Source organism: Mycobacterium sp. M23085, assembly GCF_045343915.1.
GTDB lineage: Bacteria > Actinomycetota > Actinomycetes > Mycobacteriales > Mycobacteriaceae > Mycobacterium.
The window spans coordinates 5,296,950-5,321,099 of the sequence record NZ_CP174280.1; the positions used below are offsets into that span (position 1 = coordinate 5,296,950).

A 24,150-nucleotide genomic window follows, 5' to 3' on the forward strand; every position below is an offset into this window, starting at 1 on the left:
CTACTTCGGCTGATTCGGTACCCCCGGGAACAGCTCGCCGGTGGGCGCCGTCGTCACCCAGCCGCCCAACTTCGTCGCCAGGTGAGGCGCGAAAACGGCGCCGTAGACGACGTTTCCGATGACGATCACCGTGATGACGGAAAGGATCGACGAGCCGACGCGGCTCTTCGACCTCTTCTCAGCCCACATCTCGATGACATTGTGTCCCTGCACGTCGGTGCGGCCGAGTAGGTAGGTGAAGAGCATCATCTGGATGGCCATCGCCAGGGAGTCGTAGAGCGGATACTGGTGCACCGTTCCCTCGCGGATCGCGAGCCCGGTAATCACCCGGCCGTAGTAGAAGACCCCGAGCTTGGCGCCCAGGAATCCGTTGAAAAACAGCGCCCAACAGAAGCCGACGATGAGGCCGACCACCAAAAGCGTTTGGGGCCTGCGCCACCCGAAGCAGGTGCTCAGCCATCGCCCGAGCGCGGTGCCCGTCACGGCCGGCAGTACGAAGTAGGAGATGTAGCCGACCGGGACGAACGACGGCAGCCCGCCCCACGTCACGTTCAGCGGCCACCACGACGGCATGCGCGGGATGGCGGGCGGGAACTGCGCGTACATCGCCCAGTCGTAGGGCGCCTCGATCCAGGAGAACGACACCGCCGAGATGCACAGCAGTAGCAGCGGGTGCAGGCGGTGCTGGCGAACGCTCAAATAGATCCCGAGCACGGTGAACCCGATGCCCCCGATGAGCGCGAAGTCACTGGCCGCCTGCATCACCGGTGTCATCTGCGAGCTCACTGGCCGTCGCCATCATTCCGGCGTGCTTGCGGGTCAAAGCGCAGGACCAGACCGAATATCAGCGCGATCAGTCCGAACAGCGTGCCAAGCATGATGACAGCGCCCACGGTCGCATCCTTTCCCAATCCGAGCTCGACTCATTAGATAGTGCACACTATCCTAAAGGCGAGTCAACCATCGGTGAGGGGATAAGGGCGTGGTCCAGCGGCCGTCAGACACCAAGCGCAGCACGGCGGGGACGCCGGCCTCGATCCGCCGGCCTCGTGGGGCGCCGCGCAAGCTGCTGCTCGATACCGCGCGGGCCCGCTTCGCTCGGCAGGACTACCGCAGCACGACGACGCGTGAAATCGCCCAGGCTGCGGGCGTCACCGAGCACCTGCTGTTCCGCCACTTCGGTTCCAAGGCCGCGCTGTTCCGTGAGGCGCTCGTTTCGCCCTTTACCGACTTCGTCGAGGAGTTCGGCCGCACCTGGCAGTCGGTCGTGCCGGAGGAGACCGATGAGGAGGAGCTGGCACGGCGGTTCGTCGGGCAGCTCTACGACGTGTTCGTCGACAACCAGGGCCTGCTCTTGACCCTGATGGCATCGGAGGCGCTGAGCGAGGACGAAAAGGCCGACGCCGGTATCGCCGAGATCAGGCAGGCGATTACCTCGCTCGGACAGATCAGCGCCGAGGGCATGCACCTGCGCGGGCTGCGGTCGGACCACCCCGATCTCCCCGCCCACTCGACGGTGGCGATGATCGCCGGCATGGCGGCGTTGCGGTCCACCTACTTCGGCACCAAGCCGCCGTCGCGGGAGACCATCGTCGACGAACTCATCCAGGCGATTCTGCACGGCTTCCTGCACAGGAACGGCTGAGCCGTTCAATCCGTCACTCCACCAAAGGAATTGGAAATGACCAGCTCCAGCGCCGTCGAGTTGTATTACGACCCGTTCGACGTCGAGATCGACTCGGACCCATATCCGGTGTGGAAGCGGATGCGCGAAGAAGCGCCGCTGTACTACAACGAGAAGTACAACTTCTACGCGCTGAGCCGATACGACGATGTGGTGCGCGAGCTGCCGAACTGGGAGACCTACCGCTCCGGCAAGGGCACCACCGCCGACATCTTGTTCGCGAACATCGAAGTGCCCCCGGGCATTCTGCTGTTCGAGGATCCACCGCTGCACGATCTGCACCGCAAACTGCTGTCCCGTGTCTTCACGCCCCGGCGCATGCTGGCTGTGGAGGATCTTGTGCGCGGGTTCTGTGTGCGCGAGCTCGACCCGCTGGTCGGCGAGAGTGGTTTCGACTTCATCGCGGATCTCGGCGCGATGATGCCGATGCGGACCATCGGCTACCTGTTGGGCATTCCGGAGGCCGATCAAGAAAAGATCCGGGATCGCAGCGTCGCCAACATCGAGTTGTCCAGGGACAGTGACCCCGCCGCGGTCGATGCAAATGTGTTCGCCAATTCTATTGCCCTGTTCGCCGAGTACATCGAATGGCGGGCCGGCCACCCATCCGACGACCTGATGACCGAGCTGTTGCGGGCCGAGATCGACGAGCCGGACGGCACACGCCGTCCCCTGTCGCGGACCGAGGTGTTGTCCTACACCGCGATGATCGCCGGTGCCGGCAACGAGACCACCGCTCGCCTAATAGGTTTCATGGGCCAACTGTTGTCGGACCACCCGGATCAACGCCGCGAACTTGTCGCGGACCCGTCGCTGATCCCCGGCGCGATCGAGGAGACCCTGCGGTACGAGCCGCCGTCACCGGTGCAGGCCCGCTACGTCGCGCGCGATGCCGAGCACTACGGCCGCAAAATACCCGAGGGATCGTTCATGCTCCTGCTGAACGCCTCGGCCAACCGCGACGAATCCCACTTCCCGGACGCGGATCGCTACGACATCCACCGGCGCGGAGGCCATCTCAGCTTCGGGCAGGGCCTGCATTTCTGCCTGGGCTCGGCGCTGGCCCGGCTTGAGGCGCGGGTGGCCTTCGAAGAAGTCCTCAAGCGTTGGCCCGATTGGGAAGTCGACTATGCGAACGCCCAGCGGGCCCATACCGCCAGCGTGCGCGGGTGGGCACGCCTGCCCGTCTTCACACGTTAAGGTGCGCGCCGGGTCTTTTGCCAAGGTGAAGTCAGTTTCACGCTCGGCGAGCGCTAAACCGCGCTTTGATCCACCAAGACCGCGCCGTCGGGCTGGTTTCCCAACGTCTGCAACGGAATACTCTCGCCCTGAACGGTGAGGCGCACGATCTGGGCCAGTTGCCCGGGGGCATCGCACTGCAGATAGTGGTCGGCGCCGGGCACCACCCAGTAGCGATTGCGGCCCGGCTTTGTCTTCAGATATGTCTGCCAGACGTAATTGGGCACTCGCAGCGGTGCCACGTTGTCGTGGACGCCCCACACCACCGTGGTGTTGACGCTGCTCGTGGAAAGCGCCTCCAGCCAACCGGTTTCATCCGCGGCACGCTCGTGCAGGTATTGAATGGTGTCGGGCAGCACGCGGATTCCGTCGTTGTGGGCAAAGCATTTGGCCAACGCGGCGATCTCCGGATCTTCCAGTGTGCGTCGTGGCATGAATGTGCTCGCGCCCATGCCGGCCGCCAGCATCTCCGGCGTCGTCGCCGCCGCGGTGGCACGCGCGGTCGCGGGGTCGAGCAGCGCGGTCTGGAAGGCGGTGAGGTTGGCAAGGGGCAGGTAGATGTTGGCGTTGGTCAGAATCAGGTCGACGGGTGCGAGCGGCGGATCTTGTGCGGCCAGCACGCCCACCGCGATCATGGCGACGCTGCTGCCGCGGTCATGGGTGAGCATCCGGTAGTCGGTGAGCCCCCACACCTGAGTGATCGCGTGGACGAGCAGGCGCGCATCGTCGTAGAGCGAGTACACGTAGGGCTCGGGCGGTTTGTCGGAGAGCCCGTAGCCGGGAAAGTCCAGCAGGTAGATGTCGAACTCCGCGCTCAGTTCGCTCGCTAACGCGAAATAGTCGATGCTGCTGGTCGGAAAGCCGTGTACCAACACCAATGCGGGCGCACCAGCGGTGCCGCACCGGCGACTGAACACCGAGACCTCTTGGCCGTCGTTGGCGGCGGTGGTCGATCGCCAACGCAGCTCGGAGCCGCCGTCTTGCCACTGCGCGAAGATGTCCAAGCTGTCAGCATCGCAGAGGTGGTCGCGGCACACAATACGTGCTCACGGGCACGTCACGTGAACTCCGAATGTCACATCCCGCAACTCACTTTGGCCGGGCGTCGTGGCCTGGCCCGTCCCGGTCACCGTGTAGCTCTTGCCGTCCTTGGTAGCTTGGACCTGAGTGGGCGATTTGGTTCCCTGGTAAGGCAATTGGTACTGGCCGCTGTCCAGCTTGAGCGCAATGGCGAAGCCGTCGACATTGGGCGGCTGCTCATCGGAGATGGCCAGCGACACCGACGCGGAATCGTCATGCACGCTGACTCGGGTGGTGAGGTCGCCTGACTCCGGGGGTGACGCGCTCGGCTGGGCCGCCGATCGGGTGCAGTCCACCGCGGCGACGATCGTGTGCTTGTTCCCGTCGATCATGACGGTGGTGCTGGCCAAAGCCGGACCTGAACTCGGGGCGGCGGCCGGGTGATCTCCGTTGCTGGAACAGGCCGGCAGGCCGATCCCCAACGCCATCAGGCCGAGTGCGGCTGCCGCGCGAGCGGCACACCACTGTCTGCTCAGATTCGTCATACCTGTCCTCTGCTAGACGGTCATGAGGACTATAAGCCCGTTCGTTAAGGCCAGGCTTCCTAACGCCGTGGTGGTCGGCCGGAGCCGCGGTAATGCGGCTGACTACCCGTGCCCTGCGGCGCATCAGGCGCAACCCGCGGGGCAATGGAGTTCGGCGAGCGACAGTTTGGCCTGTCCGCTCATCCCTGCAGGTACCCTCCGGCATCGACGGGAATCGATTGGCCCGTGATGGTGCGGCTTTCGTCGCCGACCAGGAACAGCGCCAGGTTGGCGACGTCCTCGGCCGAGGAGATGTCTTGCAAAGCAACACCTTTGAGTTGCTTCTTGCGGACCGTTTCGGCGTCGACGCCTTGCTCGTCCGCGGTGCGTTGCACCCATTTGCGCCACAGCTCGGTGTCGATGGCCCCGGGCACAATGCAATTGCACCGGATGCCGTGCGGGCCGACCTCGAGCGCGACGGCCTTGGTGAATGCCCGCAGTGACGCCTTGGCGGTGACGTAGTGCGTTTTGCGGGCCATCCCCGTGTAGCTGACGGTGGAGGAGAAGTTCAGGATGAAGCCGCGGCGGCGCTGCAGCATCGACCGGTTGAGCACTTCGCGGGTGCACAGCATCGCCGCGGTGACGTCGATGGCGATGGTGGCGTTCCAGTTGTCCAGCGTCTGCTCCCAGATCCAGCGGTCCTCTCCGGGCGCCGCGGCGTTGTTGCACAAGATGTCGACCTGGCCGAACTCGTCGACCGCCCGCGCCACCATGGCCGCGACGTCGTTTTCGTCGGTCACGTCGGCGCGCATGGCGATGGCGCCGGGACCGGCCGCGCGGGCGGCGGCGTGGACCAGCTCTTCACGCCGTGCGGCCAGCAAGACCCTGGCGCCTTCACGGACAAACAGCGAACCCAATACCGGCCCCAGGCCGGTGCTGGCCCCAGTGATGATCGCGACCTTGCCGTCGAGCCGGCCGGTCATAGCGTCGTCTTCCCAGGCGGATTCATGCCGGGCAGATTCTAGCAACTCGCGAATCATCGGCTCGGGAGGATCGGCCGCTAGGCGTCGCAAGAGTCGGGGCGCCAAGGCAATTCAAGAAGATGCCGTCGCGATGAACATGCCGGCGGCGGCGACTAGCAGCACCAGGTCGATCAGAATCGCGTAATGGCGCGGATGGGCCCGCCGCACGATCGAACGCGTTGCGAAGGGGCCGATCATCAAGGCGGCGCCGATGACCAGCCCGCGGGCCACGACGGCGACGTTCAGCGCACCCAGCTGACCGAAGGTGGCGATCTTGCCGATGTAGAGCACCAAGGCGCTGGCGGCCTCGGACCCGAGAAAGGCGCCGCCGGAGAGCCCGTAGCCGGTGAAGATGGGAACGCTCAGCGGCCCCGTCGACAGGATCAACCCGGTGAGGAAGCCGACGACAACCCCCGCCATGGCAAGGTGCCAGAGCCGCACCCGCCACTGGCGGGCGTGCGCGAGCCTGCGGACCGGAATCATCGTCAGAAAAAATACGCCGAGCAGCCCATCGACCACCGCTTGTGGGATGCTCAACAGGGTGTTGGCGCCGAGCACCACCGCAGGGGTCCCCGGCAGCGCGTAGGCGAGCACCGGTCGCCAGCGAATCTGGCGCCACCACGCGGCGACACGGGCGACGTTGGCCATGACCGCGGCAATACCCATGACCGGCACCGCAATTCGCGGGCCGTACATCATGACCAGCGCGGGCAGCAGCACCAGGGACGATCCGGTGCCCACCAATCCGCCGAGCGCGCCGGCGGCCAGCGCGATGACAAAGAGGACGAAAAGAGCCAGCATGAAAGGACCTTCTGGACGGCGCGACGCGCACCGACCGGGGTCCTCCAGGCTTTTGTCCGTTCAGATGACCGCGTCCCGTCGGGGGACGCGGTGGCGCCGCTCGGACCAGGCACTTGCAAAGTCGGAACCCTAGGCGCTATCGACCACAGATTAACAAGGTTCACCGTTCGTCCGCTCGGCGCCGCAAGACTACTATTGCCCGCCGCGTTCCACCGGACGGTCCGGGTTCGAGCTCCACTCCGACCACGACCCCGGATACAACGCCGCCTCCCGGCCCATCGCGGTGAGCGCGGCGATCGTGACCGTGGCGGTGACGCCGGAGCCGCAGTAGGCGGCCACCGCGTCGTGGCGCTCTACTGCGCGATCGGACAACAGTTGATTGAGTGCGTCGTCGTCGAGGAAGGTGCCGTCGGCCGCCAGGACCGAGCCGCTCGGCAGATTCTTCGCACCCGGAATGTGGCCGGCGACGGGGTCAAGAGGTTCGACATCGCCGCGGTAGCGCTCCGGTGCGCGCGCATCGAGTAGCGTCACGGCGTCCTCGCCGACTTGCTCGGCCGTCAAGGTACGGCGGTTTCCCGCATACAGATCATCGTGCGGCACAGTCACATTCCCGGGTGCTGGGTCGACCGGTCCGCTCTCGAGCGATTGTCCGGCCGAGCGCCACGCGGCCAAGCCGCCGTCCAGAATGCGGACGTTCTCGAGCCCGGCCGCCGTCAGCACCCACCACGCTCGCGCGGAACCGGCGCGATTCCAGTCGTCGTACACCACCACCAACGCGTCCTGCCGAACCCCCCAGCGACGCGCGGCGGCCTGCAGGTCGCGCCCCGACGGCAGCGGGTGACGGCCCCTGCCCGAGATCCTGTGGTCGCTGAGGTCATCGTCGAGTGAGACATACACTGCGCCCGGAATGTGCCCGGCCAGATAGGCCGGCCGCCCATCGGGATCGTCGACCCTCCACCGCACGTCCAGGATGGTCACCGGGTCGCCGACCGAAACGATGTCCGCCAACTCGGCGGCGGTGATCAGTACCTGATTGCGTGCTCCCACCGGAACCTCCTTGTCGGTCTCCAGCGAGCCTAGCCAGCACGGCGAGCGGACTGCCGCCGACATCTGACCGCTAGGCGGTCTGTTCGGAATCGCCGCGCTGGTCGTCCGAGGCCGGCGCCCCCAACGAGGCCAGCATGCCGGTCGCGGCGCGGTGCCAGGTGAAGTCCTCGGCGCGGCGGCGCGCCGAAATGCGGCGCTGCCATTCGGGCCGACCGACGATGGCGCTGACCGCGTTTGCGATGGCGGCCGGATCGTTGTCGGCGGACGCGCCGCTGTCCGGGGTGATGATCTCGGTCAGCGCCGACGTGCGCGAGACCACGGCCGGTGTTCCGCAGGCCAGCGACTCCAGCGCGGCCAGCCCGAACGTCTCGTGCGGCCCCGGTGCCAGCGTCACGTCGGCCGAGGCCAGCAGTTGTGCCACCGCGTTGCGATCTGAGACGAAGCCGGTGAAGTCGATCGGCAGCCGCGCGGCCTGTCGCTCCAGCCTGGACCGCAGTGGACCCTCGCCCACGACCACCAGCCGCGCGTCGATGCCGGCGTGGCGCAGCGCACCGAGGGCATCGATGCTGCGGTCGACGCGCTTCTCCACCGACAGCCGCCCGCAGTGCACCAGCAGCATCTGACTCGGCGCGGCCCACTGGTCACGCACCAGATACGAGTGGCGGCGCGGATGAAACGTCTGCAGGTCCACACCGAGCGGGACGGTGACGGTGTTGTCGGCGCCGATCCGGTCGAATTCCTCACGGGCGAAACCGGTGGTGCACACCACGGTGTCATAGTTCGCCGCGGTGCGGGCGTTGGCCACGTCGGCGAACCTGCGCGCGACCCTGCGCGGAAGTACCTGTCCGACAAGGCGATCCAAGCGTTCGTGGGAGATCATCACCGTCGTGGCACCGTAGTCGCGGCCCCAACGGCCCAGCGACCGCAGGGTGAGGCGGTCCGAAACCTCCAACGCGTCGGGTCGCAGCGCTGCCAGCAGCGCCTTCACCGGACCCGGCATCACCGCCCGATACCCGCCGGTGAAGGGAATCAGGCGGGCCGGCAAAGTGATTCGCACGACGCCGGTGTACAGCTGGGCACGCTCGACGTGTTGACCGGGAACGATCAGGAAGACCTCGTGGCCACTGGCGCAGTATTCCGCGCCCAGCCGGTCGATCGCGGTGCGGAGGCCGCCGGAGCGAGGGCCATAGAAATTGGCGACCTGTACGACACGCATAACGTGAGGACACGCGGTGCGCATGTGCACTCATCAATGCTGAACCGACGGGTGCCTGAACACTCTGTGAATTTCGCTTGCACGGTTGCCCGTGGCGTCCGCGTTCGACACGCTGACGCCGGCGTTCGGGTCAGTCGCCTTTCGGGCCTTCGGCTTTGCTGATCCGCTCGGCGAGGTCGGCGCCCGACAGTTGTGCGTCGAGGAACGCACCGGACCGGGGCAGGCTCAGATGCAGCTGGGATGCCCCGCTGATCGCCACGGTGCCGCGGTCGAGAGTGAAGTCGAGGATGTGGCCGCCACCGCTGCGGTCGCTGTTGAGGAAGTGCAGGTGGTAGCCGGCCACCGAGATGCCCTGTTCGAAGTCGGGAGTGCGGAATCCGACCACGGTGCCCGAGACGTCGGTGAAGACGGTCTCGGACTGCTCTTCGGTGGCCTGGGTCAATGGGGGATAGGGCGGCTGCTGCGCCATCACGGTGCGGGTGTGCAGTTCGCGGAACTGCCCGTCGACCCGGATGGCGTAGATCAGGTTGGGGCTTTCGATCTGGCGGTCGATGGCACCTGTCAAATCCGTTCGGCCGGTGCTGGTTTGGATAGCGATCTCGAAGTCGGTCCGAAATCTGGTGACCGCCGCGAACGGAATGCGGTCGGTCGGCGCCGCTTGGCTTGCGGATCCGTCCGCCCGCAGCCGGTAGCACACCCCGTCCAGCACCACCATCTCGCCGTCGAGGTGGTTGAAGGTGCCCAGGCCGAAATCACCGTGCCGCAGCAGCTCGGCGACGGTGACGTCACCGTCGTAAACACCCTCGAGCAACGCGCTGATCGTGGAGAACTGATAGACCTCGTTGCCGGCGTCTTGATGAGCGAGAAGCCCTGTCGCCCAGCTGCGGAATCGCTCGTACGCGCCTGAGTGCTTGTCCATGGTCCCTACTCGAACGGGTCGTCGTGTAATTCTTCGGCCAGGTCGACGTTGTGGCTGTAATCCACCGGAACATCGATCAGCGAGGGCCCGCCCTCGGCCAGCGCCTGGCGTACCGTGGCGCTGAACTCGTCCAGGCTGGTCACCCGGTAGCCGTTAGCCCCGAAAGCCGCTGCGTAAGAGACGATGTCGTAGTCGCCGAGCTGGATGTCGGACTTACGACCGTATTTGAGGGCTTCCTGAAAGCCCACCATGTCGTAGGTGTTGTCACGAAAGACGATGTGGGTGAACGATAAACCCAGGCGGGTCGCGGTCTCGAGCTCCTGGCTGGAAAACAGGAACCCACCGTCTCCGGAGACCGATACCACCGGCGTACCGGGCCGCGCCAGGCACGCGGCCATCGCCCACGGCAGAGCGACCCCGAGGGTCTGCTGCCCGTTGGAGAACAGCAGTCGGCGCGGCTCGTATACCCGGAAGTGGCGGGCCATGTAGATGTAGACCGAGCCGATGTCGCAAGCGATGGTGGCGTCGTCACCCAGTTCCTCGCGCAGCCGCAGCACAACGGCGACCGGATTGAGGCCGGCGCCCTGCGGCTTCCGAGTGCCCGCAGCGATATCGATGCGGGACAAGCGGTTTCGCAATACGTCGATCTCGGCTTGGTACTCGGTCGTCAGGGTGAGGTCGCTAAGCGTGTCCGTCAACGCGGCGAGAGTGGCCGCGATGTCACCCAGCAGCTCGCACGTCGGCTGATAGTTGTTGTCGATGCCGGCTGGAATCGAGTCAATGTGCACCACGGTGCGGGCGACGTCGTTGTTCCACAACCCCGGGTCATATTCGACGGCGTCGTAACCGACGGTGACCAGGACGTCGGCTTGCCCGACGATGACATCGCCGGGCTGGTTGCGGAACAGGCCGACCCGGCCCAAGAAGCTGTCTTCCAGCGAGCGCGACACCACCCCGGCGGCCTGAAACGTCTCCACCACCGGCAGACCGGTGGTGGCGATCAGGGCGCGCAGCGCCAGGCAGCTGTCCGGATCGGCGCCGCGGCTACCCACCAGCAGCGCGGGGCGGCGCGCGGCCCGGATCGCCTCGGTGGCCGTGCGGATAGCCGACGTCGGGGCCGCCGCCGTCTCGGGGATCGGAAGCCGGCGGGTGATGCTCGCCGTCGTGGGTGCGGCCAACACGTCGGCGGGCAGCACGACGGCGGCCGCTCCGCGCGGCTCGGCGACCGCGGCCCGAAAGGCGGTGACGGTGGCCTCGGCGACGTCGTCGGGGTCGTTGACCTCTCCGGTGAACTTGGTCACCGTCTTGAGCAATGCGGCGGCGTCCATCGACTGATGCGTCCGCTTGAGCCGGTCCTCCCGGCGCACCGCGCCGCACAGCGCGACCACCGGGTCCTGTTCGGTGTTGGCGGTCAACAGACCGGTGGCCAGATTGGCGGTGCCGGGCCCCGACGTCACCAGTACGACGCCGGGGATGCCGGTGAGCCGCCCCATCGCCGCAGCCATGAACGCCGCGTTTTGTTCATGCCGGCACACCACGAGCTGCGGTCCACCGTCCACCAACGCGTCGTAGACGGCGTCGATCTTGGCGCCGGGCACACCGAACACGTACCGCACGCCCTGCGCCGACAAGACGTCGACAACTTTTTGGGCGCTGCGCGCGGGCTCACCGTGTTGTGGGGACGCCATGTTGCCCAGTCTGGCCGTTGGCGCCGCTATGCGCTCGTCGGCGGCCCGAACCAGCGCTGCAGCGCCGCGCGCAGGGCCACCTCTTCGGCCGGCCCGAATTCATCGGCAGCCCAGGCGACATAGCCGTCCGGCCGGATCAGCAGCGCGGCGACGGACAGGTCAGCCACGCTCGCGCGGACGGTGTCCACGCGATCGGCCCAGTCGCGCGCGCCATCGGCGACACCGCCCAGGTCGAGCAATACCGGCCGGGCTGAACGCAGTAACTCGGCGACCCGTCGGCCGTCATCGAGCGTCAGGTCAGGCACGAGCGAGCCCGACAGCCGATGAGCGTCACCCACGTCATATCGCACGTCCGCGCCGGCCAGCAGTTTCGCCATGTGCCGGGCGACGTCGGGCATGGCGAACAGTTCACCCATGAGTGTTCGCAACGCAGCGACTTCGGGTCCCGGCGCCATGAGGGCGGTCTGCGACATCGAGTGCATCATGACGCGCTCGCCCACCGGGTGGCGCTCGGACTCATACGTATCGAGCAATCCCGCCGGTGCCCAGCCGTTGAGCTGTGCCGCGAGCTTCCAGCCCAGGTTCACCGCGTCCTGCAGGCCAAGGTTCAGGCCCGGCCCACCCATGGCGCTGTGCACATGGGCGGCGTCGCCGAGCAGCAGAACCCGTCCGTCGCGGTAGTGCTCCGCGTGGCGCGTGTTCTGCCCGTTGATCCGGCGCAGGGCGTGCGGCCCCGGGCCTTTCGGTTCCTCGAACGGCAGATCCACGCCGAGGACGCGACGCGCGCTCTCGCGCAGTTCGGCAAGGCTCATCGGTTTGTCCTCGACCGGCGGCCCGAACTCCATGGTGCCGAATAGCGAACGGCCGGGCTCGAATTCGGCATAAATCACACCGCCACGGTCCAACCGCGTGTGGCCGAACGCAATCCGCCCGTGTCCGGGGACGTCGATGCCGCCGTCGGCGCGGCGGAGTCCGTCGGGGATGTGCACGTGGGCCAGCCGCCCCACGGTCTGTGATGTATACCCGGGGAAGTCGATGCCCACGGTCTTGCGGACCAGGCTGCGCCCGCCGTCGGCGCCCACCAGATACCGGGCGTCGATGCGATACTCGCGCTCCGGCGAGGACACCGTCAGCTCAACGGAATTCGCGTCTTGCCGCAGACCGGTGAATTCGTGCCCCCAGCGCAGGTCCACGCCGAGGTCCCTCGCCCGCTTCTCCAACAGCCACACCACCCGGGGCTGTTGGATGGGCAGCGCGTACATCGGGTTATCGGGCACGCCGAGGAAGTTCAGCGTCATGGCCGCGAAGATCCACCCCTGGACCGGTTGCGGGGGAGCGGGGTCGCCGGTGAACTCCCGGTACAGGTCGCGCATGTCAAGCATCCGAACGACTTGGCCGACAAGGCCGTTGGCCTTCGGTTCGGAGCTGGGACCGGGCAGGGTGTCCAGCACGACGGGCCTGACGCCGGCCAGTGCCAGCTCGCAGGCCAGCAGCAGACCGTTGGGTCCGGCACCGGCGACGACGACATCGACGTGTTCGTCAGCCATGGCGCGCCTTCTTTCTGGGTGGTTCGGGCAACCCCGCGCTGACGGCGGCGAATCCCTCGCGGATCAGTGTGGTGATGGCCACCGGCGGATCGGCCCGCACGTAGGCATCGGCGGCCGCGTCGCCGACGGCGCGAACGACGGCCATCACCAATCGTGGGTACAGGTCGCGGTCGGGGTCGGTGCCGGTGCGTTCGGCGATCACCTCAAGCATCTCTTCGAACAGGTTGTGCGGCACCGAATTCCGTACCTGCGGGTGCATGACGAGTTTGCGGACTTCGACGAGTTCTCGGCGGCTGGGGGCGCGGTTCTCGTCGCCATGCACGTCGCCGAAGTCGGCCTCCAACGGTTCCAGCACGGCGTGGGTGAGGGCCGTCCACAGCGGTTCGTCGAGGGGTCGCTGCTTCAGCACGGCGACGCTGCGGCGCACGCGTTCGGCTTGCCGGTAGGCCAGCGCCTCGTATTTGCCGCTGAAGTAGTTGTTGAATGTGCGCAGTGAGACGCCTGCCATGTTGGCGACGTCCTCGCGTGTCACGTTTTCCAGCCCGCGCTCGAAAGCCAGCTGCAATGCGGCATCGCTGAGGGCGCGACGGGTATCGGCCTTCTTGCGCTCGCGGAGTCCGGTCATGCGCACCAACGTACGCCGACATTGCCCAGTGGGCAAGATTGCCCGGCGGGCAACTTCAGCTACGAGTGCGCAAAACGAAATTCGCCTAGCGCGTGCCCCAATCCCACCGCGGCGTCGTCAGCATGGTCTGGCCGCTGATGCGTGTCTCGCCCCAGTCCTTGTACAGCTCGATCTCAACGGCCTGACCCTCGGCGTCCGCTATCTCCGCCAGCGGCGTCGCGTCCAGGAATTCGAGCAGCGAGCGGGAGTGGGTTACCACCACGACCTGAGTCTTCGCGGCGGTGATGCGGATCAGCGACGCCAGCGGCGCCACCAGGTCGGGATGCAGTGACGTTTCCGGTTCGTTGAGCACCATCAGCGAGGGCGGTTGCGGGCTTAACAGTGCGGCGGCCCACAGCAGGAAACGCAGTGTGCCATCGGATATCTCGGCGGCGCGCAACGCGCGCAGCATGCCGCGCTGCCGCAGCTGGAGGTCGAACAGGCCGTCGTGGATGGCCACCGAGACGGTAGCGCCGTCGAACGCCTCGGCGACGGCCCGGTTCAGGTCGTCGATCCCCGACTCGAGGATCGTCTGGGTCGCGGCCGCCAGGTCGCTGCCGTCGTCGGAGAGTACCGGGGTGCGGGTGCCCACTTGCGGGTGCCGGGCCGGTGCCCCCGCGTCGACGCGGAAGCCGTCGTAAAACCGCCAGCCGCGCAACCGTTCTCGCACCGCCGCCAGCTCGGGAAGCGCGTGCGGGTGGGCGTATTCGGCGAGCACGCTGTGGTACGACGGCAGGGCTCGGGACAACTCGTCGAAGCCGCTGCCGGAGTCGGCGCTGGCCTCGGCGAAGACCCGCGACCGACGCACCAGCGTCGAGCTGGGCCGCAGCACCGGGCCGGCGAACAACACTTCCCGCTTGATCTCTGGGTCGCGGGCGAACACGGATTCCCCGGCGGACTGGGGGATGCCCAGGTCCACTAGGTAGCCGAAATCGTCTGCGGCGAAGCCTAATTCGAGTGACACCGGGCGGGTGCGCACGGTGCCCTCGGTCTTCCCGGTGCGTCGGGCGCCGGCCAACCGCTCGGGACCGGCCCACAGCACCGATTGCAGCCCGCCCTCGCGGGCGAGCGACCCGATCACCTCGCCGCGGCCGCAGTCGGCCAGCAGGCGCAGCGCGCGATAGAGCGAGGACTTGCCGGCGCCGTTGGCGCCGGTGATCACCGACAGACGACCCAGCGGCAGGATCACCTCGCGCAGCGAGCGATACCCGCGGACCGCAACGGTATGCAGCATGGGGCCGACTGTACGGTCGGCCACTGACGGGCCCTATTCGTCCTCGTCGTCGTCGTCGGCTGCGGCGGCGATCAGTTGCACTTCCTCGAGATCCATCTCTTTCTGCAATTCGCGCAGCACGATGTCGTCGATGAGGTTCTGGTTGCGCAGCGCGGTGATTTCCCGGCGCTTGTGCTCGAGCACGCCCAGACGCACCCGCCGGACCTTATCGCGGCCCTTGAGTATGCGGCTGTCTGGCGAACCGTTTTCCGTGGCCAGCACCAGCGCCGCCTTCTCTTCGTACTCCTTTTGCAGCCGCCGCCTCAGATCGTCGCCGATACCCACTTCGTCGGCGACCGCAGGCAGCGCGGCGAGGGCGGCTTGAGCGCCCCGGCAACGAGCCAGCTGCAGTTCCTCGGCATGGGTCGGGTCTTCGGGCATGTTCGCCCACCGAACCACGGCGGGCAGCGTGCTGCCCTGGATCAGGACGGTCACCAGGATGACGACGATCACGATGAAGATCAACAGGCTGCGGTCAGGGAACGGCGCGCCGCTCAGCGTCGTCATCGGCACGGCCACCGCCGCGGCCAGCGACACGGCGCCACGGAATCCAGCCCAGACGGTGACGAAGCGCTGGCGCCAGCCGACCCGGCGTTCGCGTTGTGCCTCACGCCGATCGATGAGCCGGATCAGCAGCGTAGTGATCTCGCCCCAGAAGATGCGTGACACGATCACCACGCCGGTGATCACCAGCGCGACGAACAGCGCGTGGCGAATACCGCCGTCGACGCCCTCGATGCCGCGCAGCGCACCCGGGATCTGCACACCGACGAACACCCACAACGATCCGTTGAGCAGGAACGTCGCGATGTCCCAGAAGGCGAAGGACTGCAGACGGGACCGGGCCCGGATCACCAGGGGGCTGGCATAGGCGAGGACGAGCGCCGACACCATGACCGCGACCACCCCGCTGCACTCCATCGACTGGGCCAGCAGGAAGGCCGCGAACGGCGTCACCAGACTCAACGCCCCTTCCTCCTGGGGCGCGTCGATCCGCTTGCGCAGCAGCGTCACCGCTCCACCGACCAGCAACCCGGCGACGATGCCGCCGAGGTAGGAGCCGATGAACCGGGCGGTCACCTCGGGCGGGCTGATTGCGGCCCCGCCGACCGCGACGTGGACGCTGACGGCGAACAGAACCAGGGCGGTGCCGTCGTTGATGAGGCTCTCGGCCTTCAGCACTGTCAGCGATCGCCGCGGCAGCTTCTTCGCCAGACCGGCCACCGCGGCCGCGTCGGTCGGCGAGAGCACCGCACCCAATACCCCGGCCGCGTGCGGATCCATCCCCAGCGCCCGCGCCGTCCACGACACCGCTACCGCGGTGGCGATCACCAGGGCGACGCTGAGGAACACGATGATGCGTGCGTTGGCCCGGATCTCGCGGAAACTGGTGTTCAGGCCCTCCCAGTAGAGGATCGCGGGCAGGAAGAGCAGCAGCACGACCTCGCCGTTGATATGTATGTGCGCGAACTGCGGGATCAGGCCCAGCAGGGCGCCCAGCAAGATCAGCAGGACCGGGGGTCCCACGCGATAGCGCCGGCCGATGACCGTGCCCACGATGACGGTGGACACCAGGGCAACGATCAGTACGAGGCCAAACACCAGCCCATCCTGCCGGACCCGCTCGATTTGCGCGGTTTCGGGTTTGGGCGGGGTCGTCAGCTCATGTGCTTGTCGAACCACTCGATCGGAAGCTCGGGGTGCACACCGAAGAAGTTGTAGCCGTCGAAGCGGCGGTCCGTGCCCTCGATCCAGTACAGGCGCTTCTCGTCGACGGGAATCGCGTCGTAGATGTCCTCCACGTCTTGGGGGCGTGTCATCGAGTCGTCGTGCACCTGTGCCACCAGCGTGGGCACGCTGACGGCCTTCACATGCTCGAGCGGTGACTGCTCGGACAGATGGAAGCCGGTGCGCTCGTGCACCGCCTTATCGAACTTCTGGTAGCCGTCTTCCATGCCGATGCTCTTGACGAACTCCTCGACGATGTAGCGCCCGGAGACCGGCTGCAGCATCACCATGGCCTGAATTTCGGAGAACTCGTCGGGGTGCTTGGACCACGCGACAGCGGTCGAATCGGCGCCCAGGCAGACGGACAGCAATGCCTTCTTCATGGTCTTGGTGTCCGGACGGGCCGCCGCGTAGCGCAGCGAGCCGATGACGTCGCGGTATTCGGTCAGGCCGATGCCGGCGATGCCGCCGTTGCCCTGCCCGCTCATCCCGTGGTTGCGGATGTCATAGGCGAGCACGTTGTATCCCGCGTCGTGCAACGCCTTGTATTCGGGCAGGAAGTTGACCTCGAATCCGCCCAGGCCGCCGAACTCGGGAAGGTGACCCGGGTAGCCGTAGCGATTTCCCGGCAGGAAGTGGTTGTGGATGATCAGCCGGTCCGAGTCGGCGGGGATGAACCAGCCCTCCAGCGGCACTCCGTCCATCGAGGGAAAGAAGACGTCCTCGTAGTCGAGACCGACCTCGTCGGGACGCCGCAAGACCGGGGCGCGCCGGCCCGCCGTCGTGCCGGTGGCCCACAGCTGGACGAAATTGTCGAATGCTGCTTGTGCCTGATCTTCGTTGGGCATGTTGATGACCTCCTTTTCTGCGACGCTACGCACGCAGCGGGCCGACAGGGAGGCGCCGGTTATCGGGGGTACCGCCAGCCCCTGCCTGGCACACCCGGTGGTTGCCTACTGTGGCGAATATGGACATCGCCAAGGACATCAAGGAGTTCTTGATGACCCGGCGGGCGAGGATCAGCCCCGAGCAGATCGGGTTGCCGTCCGGCCGGCGACGTCGAGTGCCCGGTTTGCGACGCGAGGAAGTCGCGCAGCTGGCCGGGGTCAGCACGGAGTACTACACACAGATCGAGCGCGGCAGCGTCGCGGGGGTGTCGGACGACGTGTTGCATGCCGTGGCGCGTGCGCTGCGGCTCACCGACGACGAGACGACCCACTTCTTCGACCTGGTGCGGGCGGCGATCGGCACGCGGACGGTGGGTCGCCCGAAGCGGGAGACCGGCCAGACGATTCCCGACGGCGTCCAGGCGCTGATCGACGGCATGGCCGCCTCGCCCGCGATCGTGATGAACGGAAGCCTGGACATCCTCGCAGCTAATCGGCTTGGCCGCGCGTTGTACGCCCCCATGTTCGATCGGGCGACCGGTGTGCCGAACTTCGCTCGATTCATCTTCTTCGACACCTATGCCGAGCAGGTGTTCCCGGAATGGGAAAGGTCGGCCGACGAGGTGGTCGCCCTGTTGCAAGCCGAGGCCGCCCGTTGTCCCCATTCGCCCGCGATCACCCGGATAGTCGGCGAGCTGGCGACCCGCAGTGACGACTTTCGCAGCCGCTGGGCCGCCCACAACGTCACCGCGCATCGGCACGGCGTGAAACTTTTTCGCCATCCGGAATTCGGCGCATTGACGTTGACCTACAACGTTTTCGCCATCACCGCGGCGCCGGGCCTGTCCCTGGTCGGATACACCGCGCAACCGAATTCTCCCTCCGAGCAGGCGCTGAGGATCCTGGCCAGCTGGAGCCTCGAAGAGCACGCCGCAGACCCCGGCGTGGTCGGCCGCGATACTCCCAGCACGGCACTCGAATAAGGCCCCGGTATTCGGGCGAGGGGAGGCGGCGAGGGCGTCCGGTGCCTATCTTCGATCTGGATCGACACCTATTAGGCTCCGGAGCGGAATCGAAGGGGGATCCGGTGAAGGTCAGGCTGCTGGTAACAGTCGCCGTGCTCATGTTGTCGACGGTGGTGGGCTGCCACTTCGCATCCAGGAACCCGCCGTCGACCAAAACGCTCCAGGTCCCCATGACCGACGTGCTGACGCAGAGCGAGATCAGCCAGACCGTCACCCTTACCGTCGGCAACACCCTGATCGTGAAGTTGGGTTCGAACTACACCACTCCCTACCGCTGGAACCCCGACACCAAAATCGGCGACCCGTCGGTGATCAAGCAACTCAGCCACGAGTTCGAGCAGCCGGCATCGGACGCCCTGGGCGCGCCGGGCAACGAAGTGTGGACGTTCAGCGCCCTGAAACCGGGGTCCACCACCGTCAGCACGGCCTACACCAGCTTCGTGGATAAGGACGCCAAACCGGCATGCACCTACACGCTGACCGTCACCGTGCAATAAGTCGGGCGTTGGCGTTACGACACCCCGGGGGCCGCGACGACGTCGGCCCGCAGGTGCGCGGCGTAGACCTCGGCGAGGAACTGCTCGACGGCCACCGCGGTGTGCGCGGCGCGGACCGAGCCGAAGATGTCGAAAGCGTGTTGGGTGAGCGGTAATTCGGCGTACACCACCGGCTGATTGCTGACCTGCCGGAGTCGCTCGACGAACGTGCGGGCCTGCTCGACGTAGGCCAGCGAGTCGTTGGTGCCGTGCAGGACGAAAAACGGGGGAGCGTCGGCGCGCACATGGTTGACCGGTGACGCGGCCTCGAACGTCTGCCGGTGCGTCGAAGGCTTTTGCTTGATGATCGACTTGATCAACAGCCCCGGCATCATCGGGTGCAGCGTCTTGTCGAACCGGGTGAAGTCGTAGATGCCGTAGAACGGCACCGCCGCCTGCACCCGGGTGTCGGCGTCTTCAAATCCCGGCTGAAACTGCGGATCGTTCTGCGTGAGCGCGGCCAGCGCCGACAGGTGGCCGCCGGCCGAACCGCCGGTGATGACGACGAAGTCGGGGTCGCCGCCGTATTCGCCGATGTGTTCTTTGACCCAGGCGAGGGCACGTTTGACGTCGACGATGTGGTCGGGCCAGGTGTTGCGCGGGCTGTGCCGGTAGTTGATCGACACGCAGATCCAACCCAGCTCGGCGAGGTGGCTCATCAACGGATGGGCTTGTCCGCGTTTGTTTCCCGTGGTCCAGGCGCCGCCGGGGATTTGGAAGAGCACCGGCGCCTTGCCGGCCGGGTCGAGATCGGGACGCCGCCAGATGTCCAGGTGGTTGGCGCTGCCGTATTCGCCGTAGCTGATGTCGGAGTCGTGGGCGTAGTCGCGGTAGATGCGCAGCATCCGTACTAGTCCCGGCGTCTTGGCGGTGCCACCGCCGGACGGCCGACGCCACAGGCTCGCCGACTCGGTGAGGCGGTCGGGTCCCAGTCCGGCGTCCAATGCCTCGGTCAGGGGCACGTTGGCCCGATGGCCCACGCGGCTGAGGTTGAGCAGGCCCAGCGCGGAGAGACCCGCGACCACCCACGCGATGATCCGCACCGGCCGGGTCAGGCGACGGCCGGTCAACGCCAGTCCACCGAGCTGGGTCAGCAGCGTTTGCAGCGGTAATTCGGTGACGACGAGCCCGAACATCCAGGCGTACAGCGATGGGAATCCGCCGCGCGCCAACGGCCGGTAGGCGTTCAGCGTGGACGCCGCGGTGACGGTGGTGACCGCGGCTGAGCCTATTTGCCGCATGACGTGGATGATTCGAGCTGTCCGCATTGCCTCACCTTACGAAACGGGCAGATGACGCTCGGATCGGCTGGTGCGCGAGGCTACGACGCCTCGGCCCGGCTCTCCAACGCCTTCACCGGGGCCGGGTCGTTCTCGGTCAACCCGACCTTCGCCGCGCCGCCGGGCGAGCCGAGCTCGGTGAAGAAATCTGCGTTGATCTGCAGGTATTGGCTGTGCTCGTCGGGCAGGTCGTCCTCGTAGAAGATGGACTCGACCGGGCACACCGGCTCGCAGGCACCGCAGTCCACGCACTCGTCGGGGTGGATGTAGAGCATCCGGGCGCCCTCGTAGATGCAGTCGACGGGGCATTCCTCGATGCACGCCTTGTCTTTGATGTCGACACAGGGCTCGGCGATCACGTAGGCCACGAGTGTTGTCCTTCCTTCTGACTAGCGGGGTCAGCCGGGTGCGAGCCGTCAAAACACGGCCTGGCTGGCTAATTTAGCGCGCACGCCCATCGTTGCGGGTCGGGCGGGGCGTGAGTAGAGGGTTGGCGTTGTGGCGTCACAAGCTATAGTTGTGTCACACGATTTGATTGTGAGCTGTCGCCCATGCCCCTCAGCCCCCGGCTGCCCGAACTCGCCTCGTTCGAGGCGTTTTTGGCGATCGCCGAGACCGGCAGCCTCGGCCGCGCCGCGCGCGAACTCGGGCTGACCCAGCAGGCGATATCCCGGCGGCTGGCCACGATGGAGGCCCAGGTCGGCGTCACCCTGGCCGTCCGGACAACGCGGGGCTCGCAACTGACGCCCGCGGGCCTGATCGTCGCGGAGTGGGCGACCCGCCTGCTCGAGGTCGCGGGCGAGATCGATGCGGGTCTGGGTTCGCTGCGCAAGGAAGGCCGCGAACGCATCAGGGTGTCGGCCAGCCAGACGATCTCCGAACAGCTCATGCCGCACTGGCTGCTGTCCCTGCAGTCCGAGGCGAATGGGCGCGGCGAGAGCGCGCCTCAGGTGATGTTGACCGCCACCAACAGCGACCACGCCATCGCCTCGGTCCGCGATGGCAGCGCCGATCTCGGCTTCGTCGAAAGCCCCGGCACGCCAAAGGGTTTGGGCAGTTGTGTAGTGGGAGAGGACGAGCTGGTGATCGTGGTCCCACCGGATCACAAGTGGGCCCGGCGGGGGCGGGTGGTGACCGCCCGGGAGCTCGCGCAGACGCCACTGGTGGCGCGCGAACTCCATTCGGGCATCCGCGATTCGCTGACGGTGGCGCTGCGCAAGGTGCTCGGCGAGGACATGCAACAGGCCGCGCCCGTGCTGGAACTGACGTCCGCGGCGGCGATGCGTGCCGCCGTGCTCGCCGGCGCGGGACCGGCGACCATGAGCAAGCTGGCCGTCGCCGACGACCTGGCCGACGGCCGGCTGCACGCGGTAAACATCCCGGAGTTGGACCTACGCCGCAAGTTTCGGGCCATCTGGATCGGCGGCAAGACCCCGCCGCCCGGAGCGATCCGCGACCTGCTCAGCCACATCCTCAGCCGCACATCGGCGGCGAAGGCCTAGGCAGCGGCGTCCTCGGACATCGCCTCGTCGTAGCGATCCAGCACCGTCTCGGCCACCAGTCGGTGTGCCCCCAGCGGGGCAGCCATGGGAACGCCGTTGTCACGGGCGAAGTTTGACACCCCATCGGTGATGAGGCCCGGCGCCAAGAACCACGGCGCGATCACCAGCCGGCGTGCGCCGCGGCGGCGCAACTGGTCGGCGGCGCGGGCCACCGACGCCTCGGCCCTGGCCGCGAAGGCCGTTGTGGCCCCGGCCCATTGGGTGCCGGCGGCCAGCCTGGCCGCCACCTTCGCGGTGCGCGCGTTGGCGGCGAGGTTCGACGAGCCGATCGCGACGACCATCACTCCGAGATCGTCGTCGAGGGGGGATACCCCGACCTCGACGAGGCGTTCGCGCAGCACGGCCACCAGCCGCTCGTCTTCACCGAGCACGTCGGCCTGCCGAATGCCGTGGGCGCCGGCGTCCGCGATCTGCTTGGGGATGTCCAGGCGCGCGTGATAGGCGCTGGCCAGCAGCAACGGTGCGACCACCGCGCGGCGGCTGTCCGGCAACCCGGCCAGCACGTCGACGAAGTTCGGCGTGTTGAGTTCCAGGAATGCCAGCCGCACGTCGAGGTCGGGCCGCGTCGTGGCCAGGCGGTCGGCCACGGCCTCGGCGTTGGCGCCCGAACGGGGGTCGCGGCTGCCGTGCGCGGTGAGTACGAGTGTATTCATCGCGGCCTCAGCGCAAGTCGTCCTCGTCGGCGCGCAGCGCCCACGAAGCGAAGGTCTCGTCGTCATGGCGGCCGTCGAGGTACTTGCGCATCACCCGGTCGATGTAGTCGCCGAGTTCGGCGCTGGTGACCTTGTGCTGGCGCAGTTTTCGGCCGAAGCCGCTCTGCTCGCCCAGTCCACCACCGAGGTGCACCTGGAAACCCTCGACCGAGTTACCGTCGCCGTCGTCGATCCACTGACCCTTGAACCCGATGTCGGCCACCTGGATTCGGGCGCACGAGTTCGGGCATCCGTTGAGGTGGACGCTGATCGGCAGATTCAGCCTGGAGTCGACGTCGGCCAGGCGCTGTTCCAGCTCGGGCACCAAAGTCTGTGCCCGCACGCGGGTTTCGGCGAATGACAGCTTGCAGTACTCAATTCCCGTGCACGCCATGGTGTTCTTGCGCCACGACGACGGCCGCGACGGCAGGCCCAGCGCGTCCAGGCCCGCGACCAGTTCGTCGACCTTGTCGTCGGGAACGTCGAGAATGACCAGCTTCTGGAACGGGGTCCACCGTGCCCGGTCGGAGCCGGCCTTCTCCATCAGGTCGGCCACCGCTGACAGGGTGCTACCCGACACCCGCCCGACGACCGGCGCGACGCCGACGGCGTTGAGCCCGTTCTTGATCCGCTGCACCCCGACGTGATCGATGGTGTGCTTGACCGGCGCGGGCGCCGGTCCATCGATCAGCCGCCGGTTGAGGTATTCCTGTTCGAGAACTTCGCGGAACTTGTCGACGCCCCAGTCCTTGACCAGGAACTTCAGCCGGGCCTTGGCGCGCAGCCGCCGGTAGCCGTAGTCACGGAACAGCCGGGTGACACCCTCCCAGACGTCGGGGACCTCGTCCAGGGGAACCCACACGCCCAGCCGCTGGGCCAGCATCGGGTTGGTCGACAGGCCGCCGCCCACCCACAGGTCCAGGCCGGGGCCGTGTTCGGGGTGGTTGACGCCGACGAACGCGATGTCATGGGTTTCGTGCGAGACGTCCTGCAGGCCCGAGATCGCGGTCTTGTACTTGCGGGGCAGGTTGGCGTACTCGGGGTTGTTCAGCAAGCGCCGGACGATCTCGTCGATTGCGGGTGACGGGTCGAGAATTTCGTCGAGCGAGTCGCCGGCCAGGGGCGAGCCGTGGATGCCGCGGGGGCAGTCACCGCAGGCCTCGGTGGTCTGCAGGCCCACCGAATCGAGCCGCCGCCAGATTTCGGGCACGTCCTCGATCCGGATCCAGTGCAGCTGCAGGTTTTCCCGGTCGCTGATGTCGGCGGTGTCGCGGGCGAACTCGGTCGAGATCTGGCCCAGCGTGCGCATGGTGTGCGCGGTCATCGCCTTGCCGTCGGAGCGGACCCGCATCATGAAGTACTTGGCTTCGATTTTGTCGGTGTTCTCGTCGCCGGTCCAGCTGCCGTCGTAACCCTGTTCACGCTGGGTGTAGAGGCCCATCCAGCGGAACCGACCGCGCAGATCGTCTTTGGCGATGCTGTCGAAGCCCTGCTTGGAGTAGACGTTGATGATGCGGTCGCGCACGTTCAGCGGCGCGTCGTCACTCTTGAACTGCTCGGCGTGGTTGAGGGGCTCACGATCGCCCAGCGCCCACTGACCGTCGTTGCGGGTCTTGGCGGGACGTGCGGTGGTCATGTGGTGTTCTCATTCCTCGTGGCGCGGCACGGGCCTCAGATCGGCCGTTATGCGGCCGCAGGGCGGGCTGTCGCGCCGCGGCATCGCGATGATGTTGGGTCTGTAGGCACCCGCAAGTTCGTCGTTGGACCCACGGGTCGCGACTTCCATAGTGCACCGC

General features: G+C 67.0%; 23 protein-coding genes. 5 read left to right on the forward strand and 18 right to left on the reverse strand.

What is annotated here, in order from left to right:
• A complete protein-coding gene (locus ACIUM1_RS24670; RefSeq protein ID WP_406815095.1) occupies positions 1 to 786 on the reverse strand; it encodes a spirocyclase AveC family protein in 786 nt (261 codons plus the stop codon).
• A 196-nt stretch (positions 787 to 982) separates the two neighbouring features.
• Here ACIUM1_RS24670 and ACIUM1_RS24675 point away from each other — a divergent pair, with 196 nt between their 5' ends.
• Positions 983 to 1,645 carry a TetR/AcrR family transcriptional regulator gene (locus ACIUM1_RS24675; protein WP_406815096.1) on the forward strand — a complete coding sequence of 221 codons (663 nt, stop codon included), beginning with the start codon at positions 983 to 985 and terminating at the stop codon, positions 1,643 to 1,645.
• Positions 1,646 to 1,681: 36 nt separating this feature from the next.
• On the forward strand, positions 1,682 to 2,884 hold the full coding sequence (locus ACIUM1_RS24680) for a cytochrome P450 (protein WP_406815097.1): 1,203 nt from the start codon (positions 1,682 to 1,684) through the stop codon (positions 2,882 to 2,884).
• Between the two features lie 53 nt (positions 2,885 to 2,937).
• Here the strand turns inward: ACIUM1_RS24680 and ACIUM1_RS24685 are convergent, their stop codons facing one another.
• The 13 genes from ACIUM1_RS24685 to ACIUM1_RS24745 form a co-directional block, all read right to left on the reverse strand.
• Positions 2,938 to 3,927 carry an alpha/beta fold hydrolase gene (locus ACIUM1_RS24685; protein WP_406815098.1) on the reverse strand — a complete coding sequence of 330 codons (990 nt, stop codon included), beginning with the start codon at positions 3,925 to 3,927 and terminating at the stop codon, positions 2,938 to 2,940.
• Positions 3,928 to 3,969: 42 nt separating this feature from the next.
• Complete coding sequence (locus tag ACIUM1_RS24690; protein WP_406815099.1) at positions 3,970 to 4,488, reverse strand: lipoprotein LpqH; 519 nt, start codon at positions 4,486 to 4,488, stop codon at positions 3,970 to 3,972.
• A gap of 179 nt (positions 4,489 to 4,667) precedes the next feature.
• Positions 4,668 to 5,450: an SDR family NAD(P)-dependent oxidoreductase gene (locus ACIUM1_RS24695; protein ID WP_406815100.1), complete on the reverse strand. Its 783-nt coding sequence runs from the start codon at positions 5,448 to 5,450 to the stop codon at positions 4,668 to 4,670.
• A 111-nt stretch (positions 5,451 to 5,561) separates the two neighbouring features.
• Positions 5,562 to 6,290 carry a TSUP family transporter gene (locus tag ACIUM1_RS24700; protein ID WP_406815101.1) on the reverse strand — a complete coding sequence of 243 codons (729 nt, stop codon included), beginning with the start codon at positions 6,288 to 6,290 and terminating at the stop codon, positions 5,562 to 5,564.
• Between the two features lie 192 nt (positions 6,291 to 6,482).
• A complete protein-coding gene (locus ACIUM1_RS24705; RefSeq protein ID WP_406815102.1) occupies positions 6,483 to 7,337 on the reverse strand; it encodes a sulfurtransferase in 855 nt (284 codons plus the stop codon).
• A gap of 70 nt (positions 7,338 to 7,407) precedes the next feature.
• A complete protein-coding gene (locus ACIUM1_RS24710) occupies positions 7,408 to 8,553 on the reverse strand; it encodes a glycosyltransferase (protein WP_406815103.1) in 1,146 nt (381 codons plus the stop codon).
• A gap of 130 nt (positions 8,554 to 8,683) precedes the next feature.
• Complete coding sequence (gene budA / locus ACIUM1_RS24715) at positions 8,684 to 9,472, reverse strand: acetolactate decarboxylase (RefSeq protein ID WP_406815104.1); 789 nt, start codon at positions 9,470 to 9,472, stop codon at positions 8,684 to 8,686.
• Positions 9,473 to 9,477: 5 nt separating this feature from the next.
• Positions 9,478 to 11,160 (reverse strand): acetolactate synthase AlsS, encoded by a 1,683-nt coding sequence (gene alsS / locus ACIUM1_RS24720; protein ID WP_406815105.1) that lies wholly within the window; start codon positions 11,158 to 11,160, stop codon positions 9,478 to 9,480.
• 26 nt (positions 11,161 to 11,186) lie between these two features.
• On the reverse strand, positions 11,187 to 12,707 hold the full coding sequence (locus ACIUM1_RS24725; protein WP_406815106.1) for an FAD-dependent monooxygenase: 1,521 nt from the start codon (positions 12,705 to 12,707) through the stop codon (positions 11,187 to 11,189).
• Positions 12,700 to 13,332: a TetR/AcrR family transcriptional regulator gene (locus ACIUM1_RS24730; protein WP_406815107.1), complete on the reverse strand. Its 633-nt coding sequence runs from the start codon at positions 13,330 to 13,332 to the stop codon at positions 12,700 to 12,702. The genes ACIUM1_RS24725 and ACIUM1_RS24730 overlap by 8 nt, the downstream gene beginning before the upstream one ends.
• Before the next feature lie 85 nt (positions 13,333 to 13,417).
• Positions 13,418 to 14,605: an AAA family ATPase gene (locus ACIUM1_RS24735; protein WP_406815108.1), complete on the reverse strand. Its 1,188-nt coding sequence runs from the start codon at positions 14,603 to 14,605 to the stop codon at positions 13,418 to 13,420.
• A gap of 33 nt (positions 14,606 to 14,638) precedes the next feature.
• On the reverse strand, positions 14,639 to 16,246 hold the full coding sequence (locus ACIUM1_RS24740) for a Na+/H+ antiporter (protein WP_406815109.1): 1,608 nt from the start codon (positions 16,244 to 16,246) through the stop codon (positions 14,639 to 14,641).
• A 56-nt stretch (positions 16,247 to 16,302) separates the two neighbouring features.
• Entirely contained in the window at positions 16,303 to 17,220 is a 918-nt protein-coding gene (locus ACIUM1_RS24745) for an alpha/beta hydrolase family protein (protein WP_406815110.1), read from the reverse strand.
• Positions 17,221 to 17,339: 119 nt separating this feature from the next.
• Between ACIUM1_RS24745 and ACIUM1_RS24750 the strand changes: the two genes are divergently transcribed.
• Entirely contained in the window at positions 17,340 to 18,242 is a 903-nt protein-coding gene (locus tag ACIUM1_RS24750) for a helix-turn-helix domain-containing protein (protein ID WP_406815111.1), read from the forward strand.
• Positions 18,243 to 18,346: 104 nt separating this feature from the next.
• Entirely contained in the window at positions 18,347 to 18,781 is a 435-nt protein-coding gene (locus tag ACIUM1_RS24755; protein WP_406815112.1) for a protease inhibitor I42 family protein, read from the forward strand.
• A 14-nt stretch (positions 18,782 to 18,795) separates the two neighbouring features.
• Here the strand turns inward: ACIUM1_RS24755 and ACIUM1_RS24760 are convergent, their stop codons facing one another.
• Together ACIUM1_RS24760 and fdxA are read right to left on the reverse strand one after the other, a co-directional pair.
• Entirely contained in the window at positions 18,796 to 20,088 is a 1,293-nt protein-coding gene (locus tag ACIUM1_RS24760) for an alpha/beta hydrolase fold domain-containing protein (protein ID WP_406815113.1), read from the reverse strand.
• 53 nt (positions 20,089 to 20,141) lie between these two features.
• A complete protein-coding gene (fdxA, locus tag ACIUM1_RS24765; RefSeq protein ID WP_007770504.1) occupies positions 20,142 to 20,468 on the reverse strand; it encodes a ferredoxin in 327 nt (108 codons plus the stop codon).
• Between the two features lie 183 nt (positions 20,469 to 20,651).
• Between fdxA and ACIUM1_RS24770 the strand changes: the two genes are divergently transcribed.
• Positions 20,652 to 21,602: a LysR family transcriptional regulator gene (locus ACIUM1_RS24770; protein ID WP_406815114.1), complete on the forward strand. Its 951-nt coding sequence runs from the start codon at positions 20,652 to 20,654 to the stop codon at positions 21,600 to 21,602.
• Here the strand turns inward: ACIUM1_RS24770 and ACIUM1_RS24775 are convergent.
• Positions 21,599 to 22,315 (reverse strand): sirohydrochlorin chelatase, encoded by a 717-nt coding sequence (locus ACIUM1_RS24775; protein WP_406815115.1) that lies wholly within the window; start codon positions 22,313 to 22,315, stop codon positions 21,599 to 21,601. The genes ACIUM1_RS24770 and ACIUM1_RS24775 overlap by 4 nt on opposite strands.
• A 7-nt stretch (positions 22,316 to 22,322) precedes the next feature.
• A complete protein-coding gene (locus tag ACIUM1_RS24780; RefSeq protein ID WP_406815116.1) occupies positions 22,323 to 23,990 on the reverse strand; it encodes a nitrite/sulfite reductase in 1,668 nt (555 codons plus the stop codon).
• Between the last annotated feature and the right edge of the window lie 160 nt (positions 23,991 to 24,150).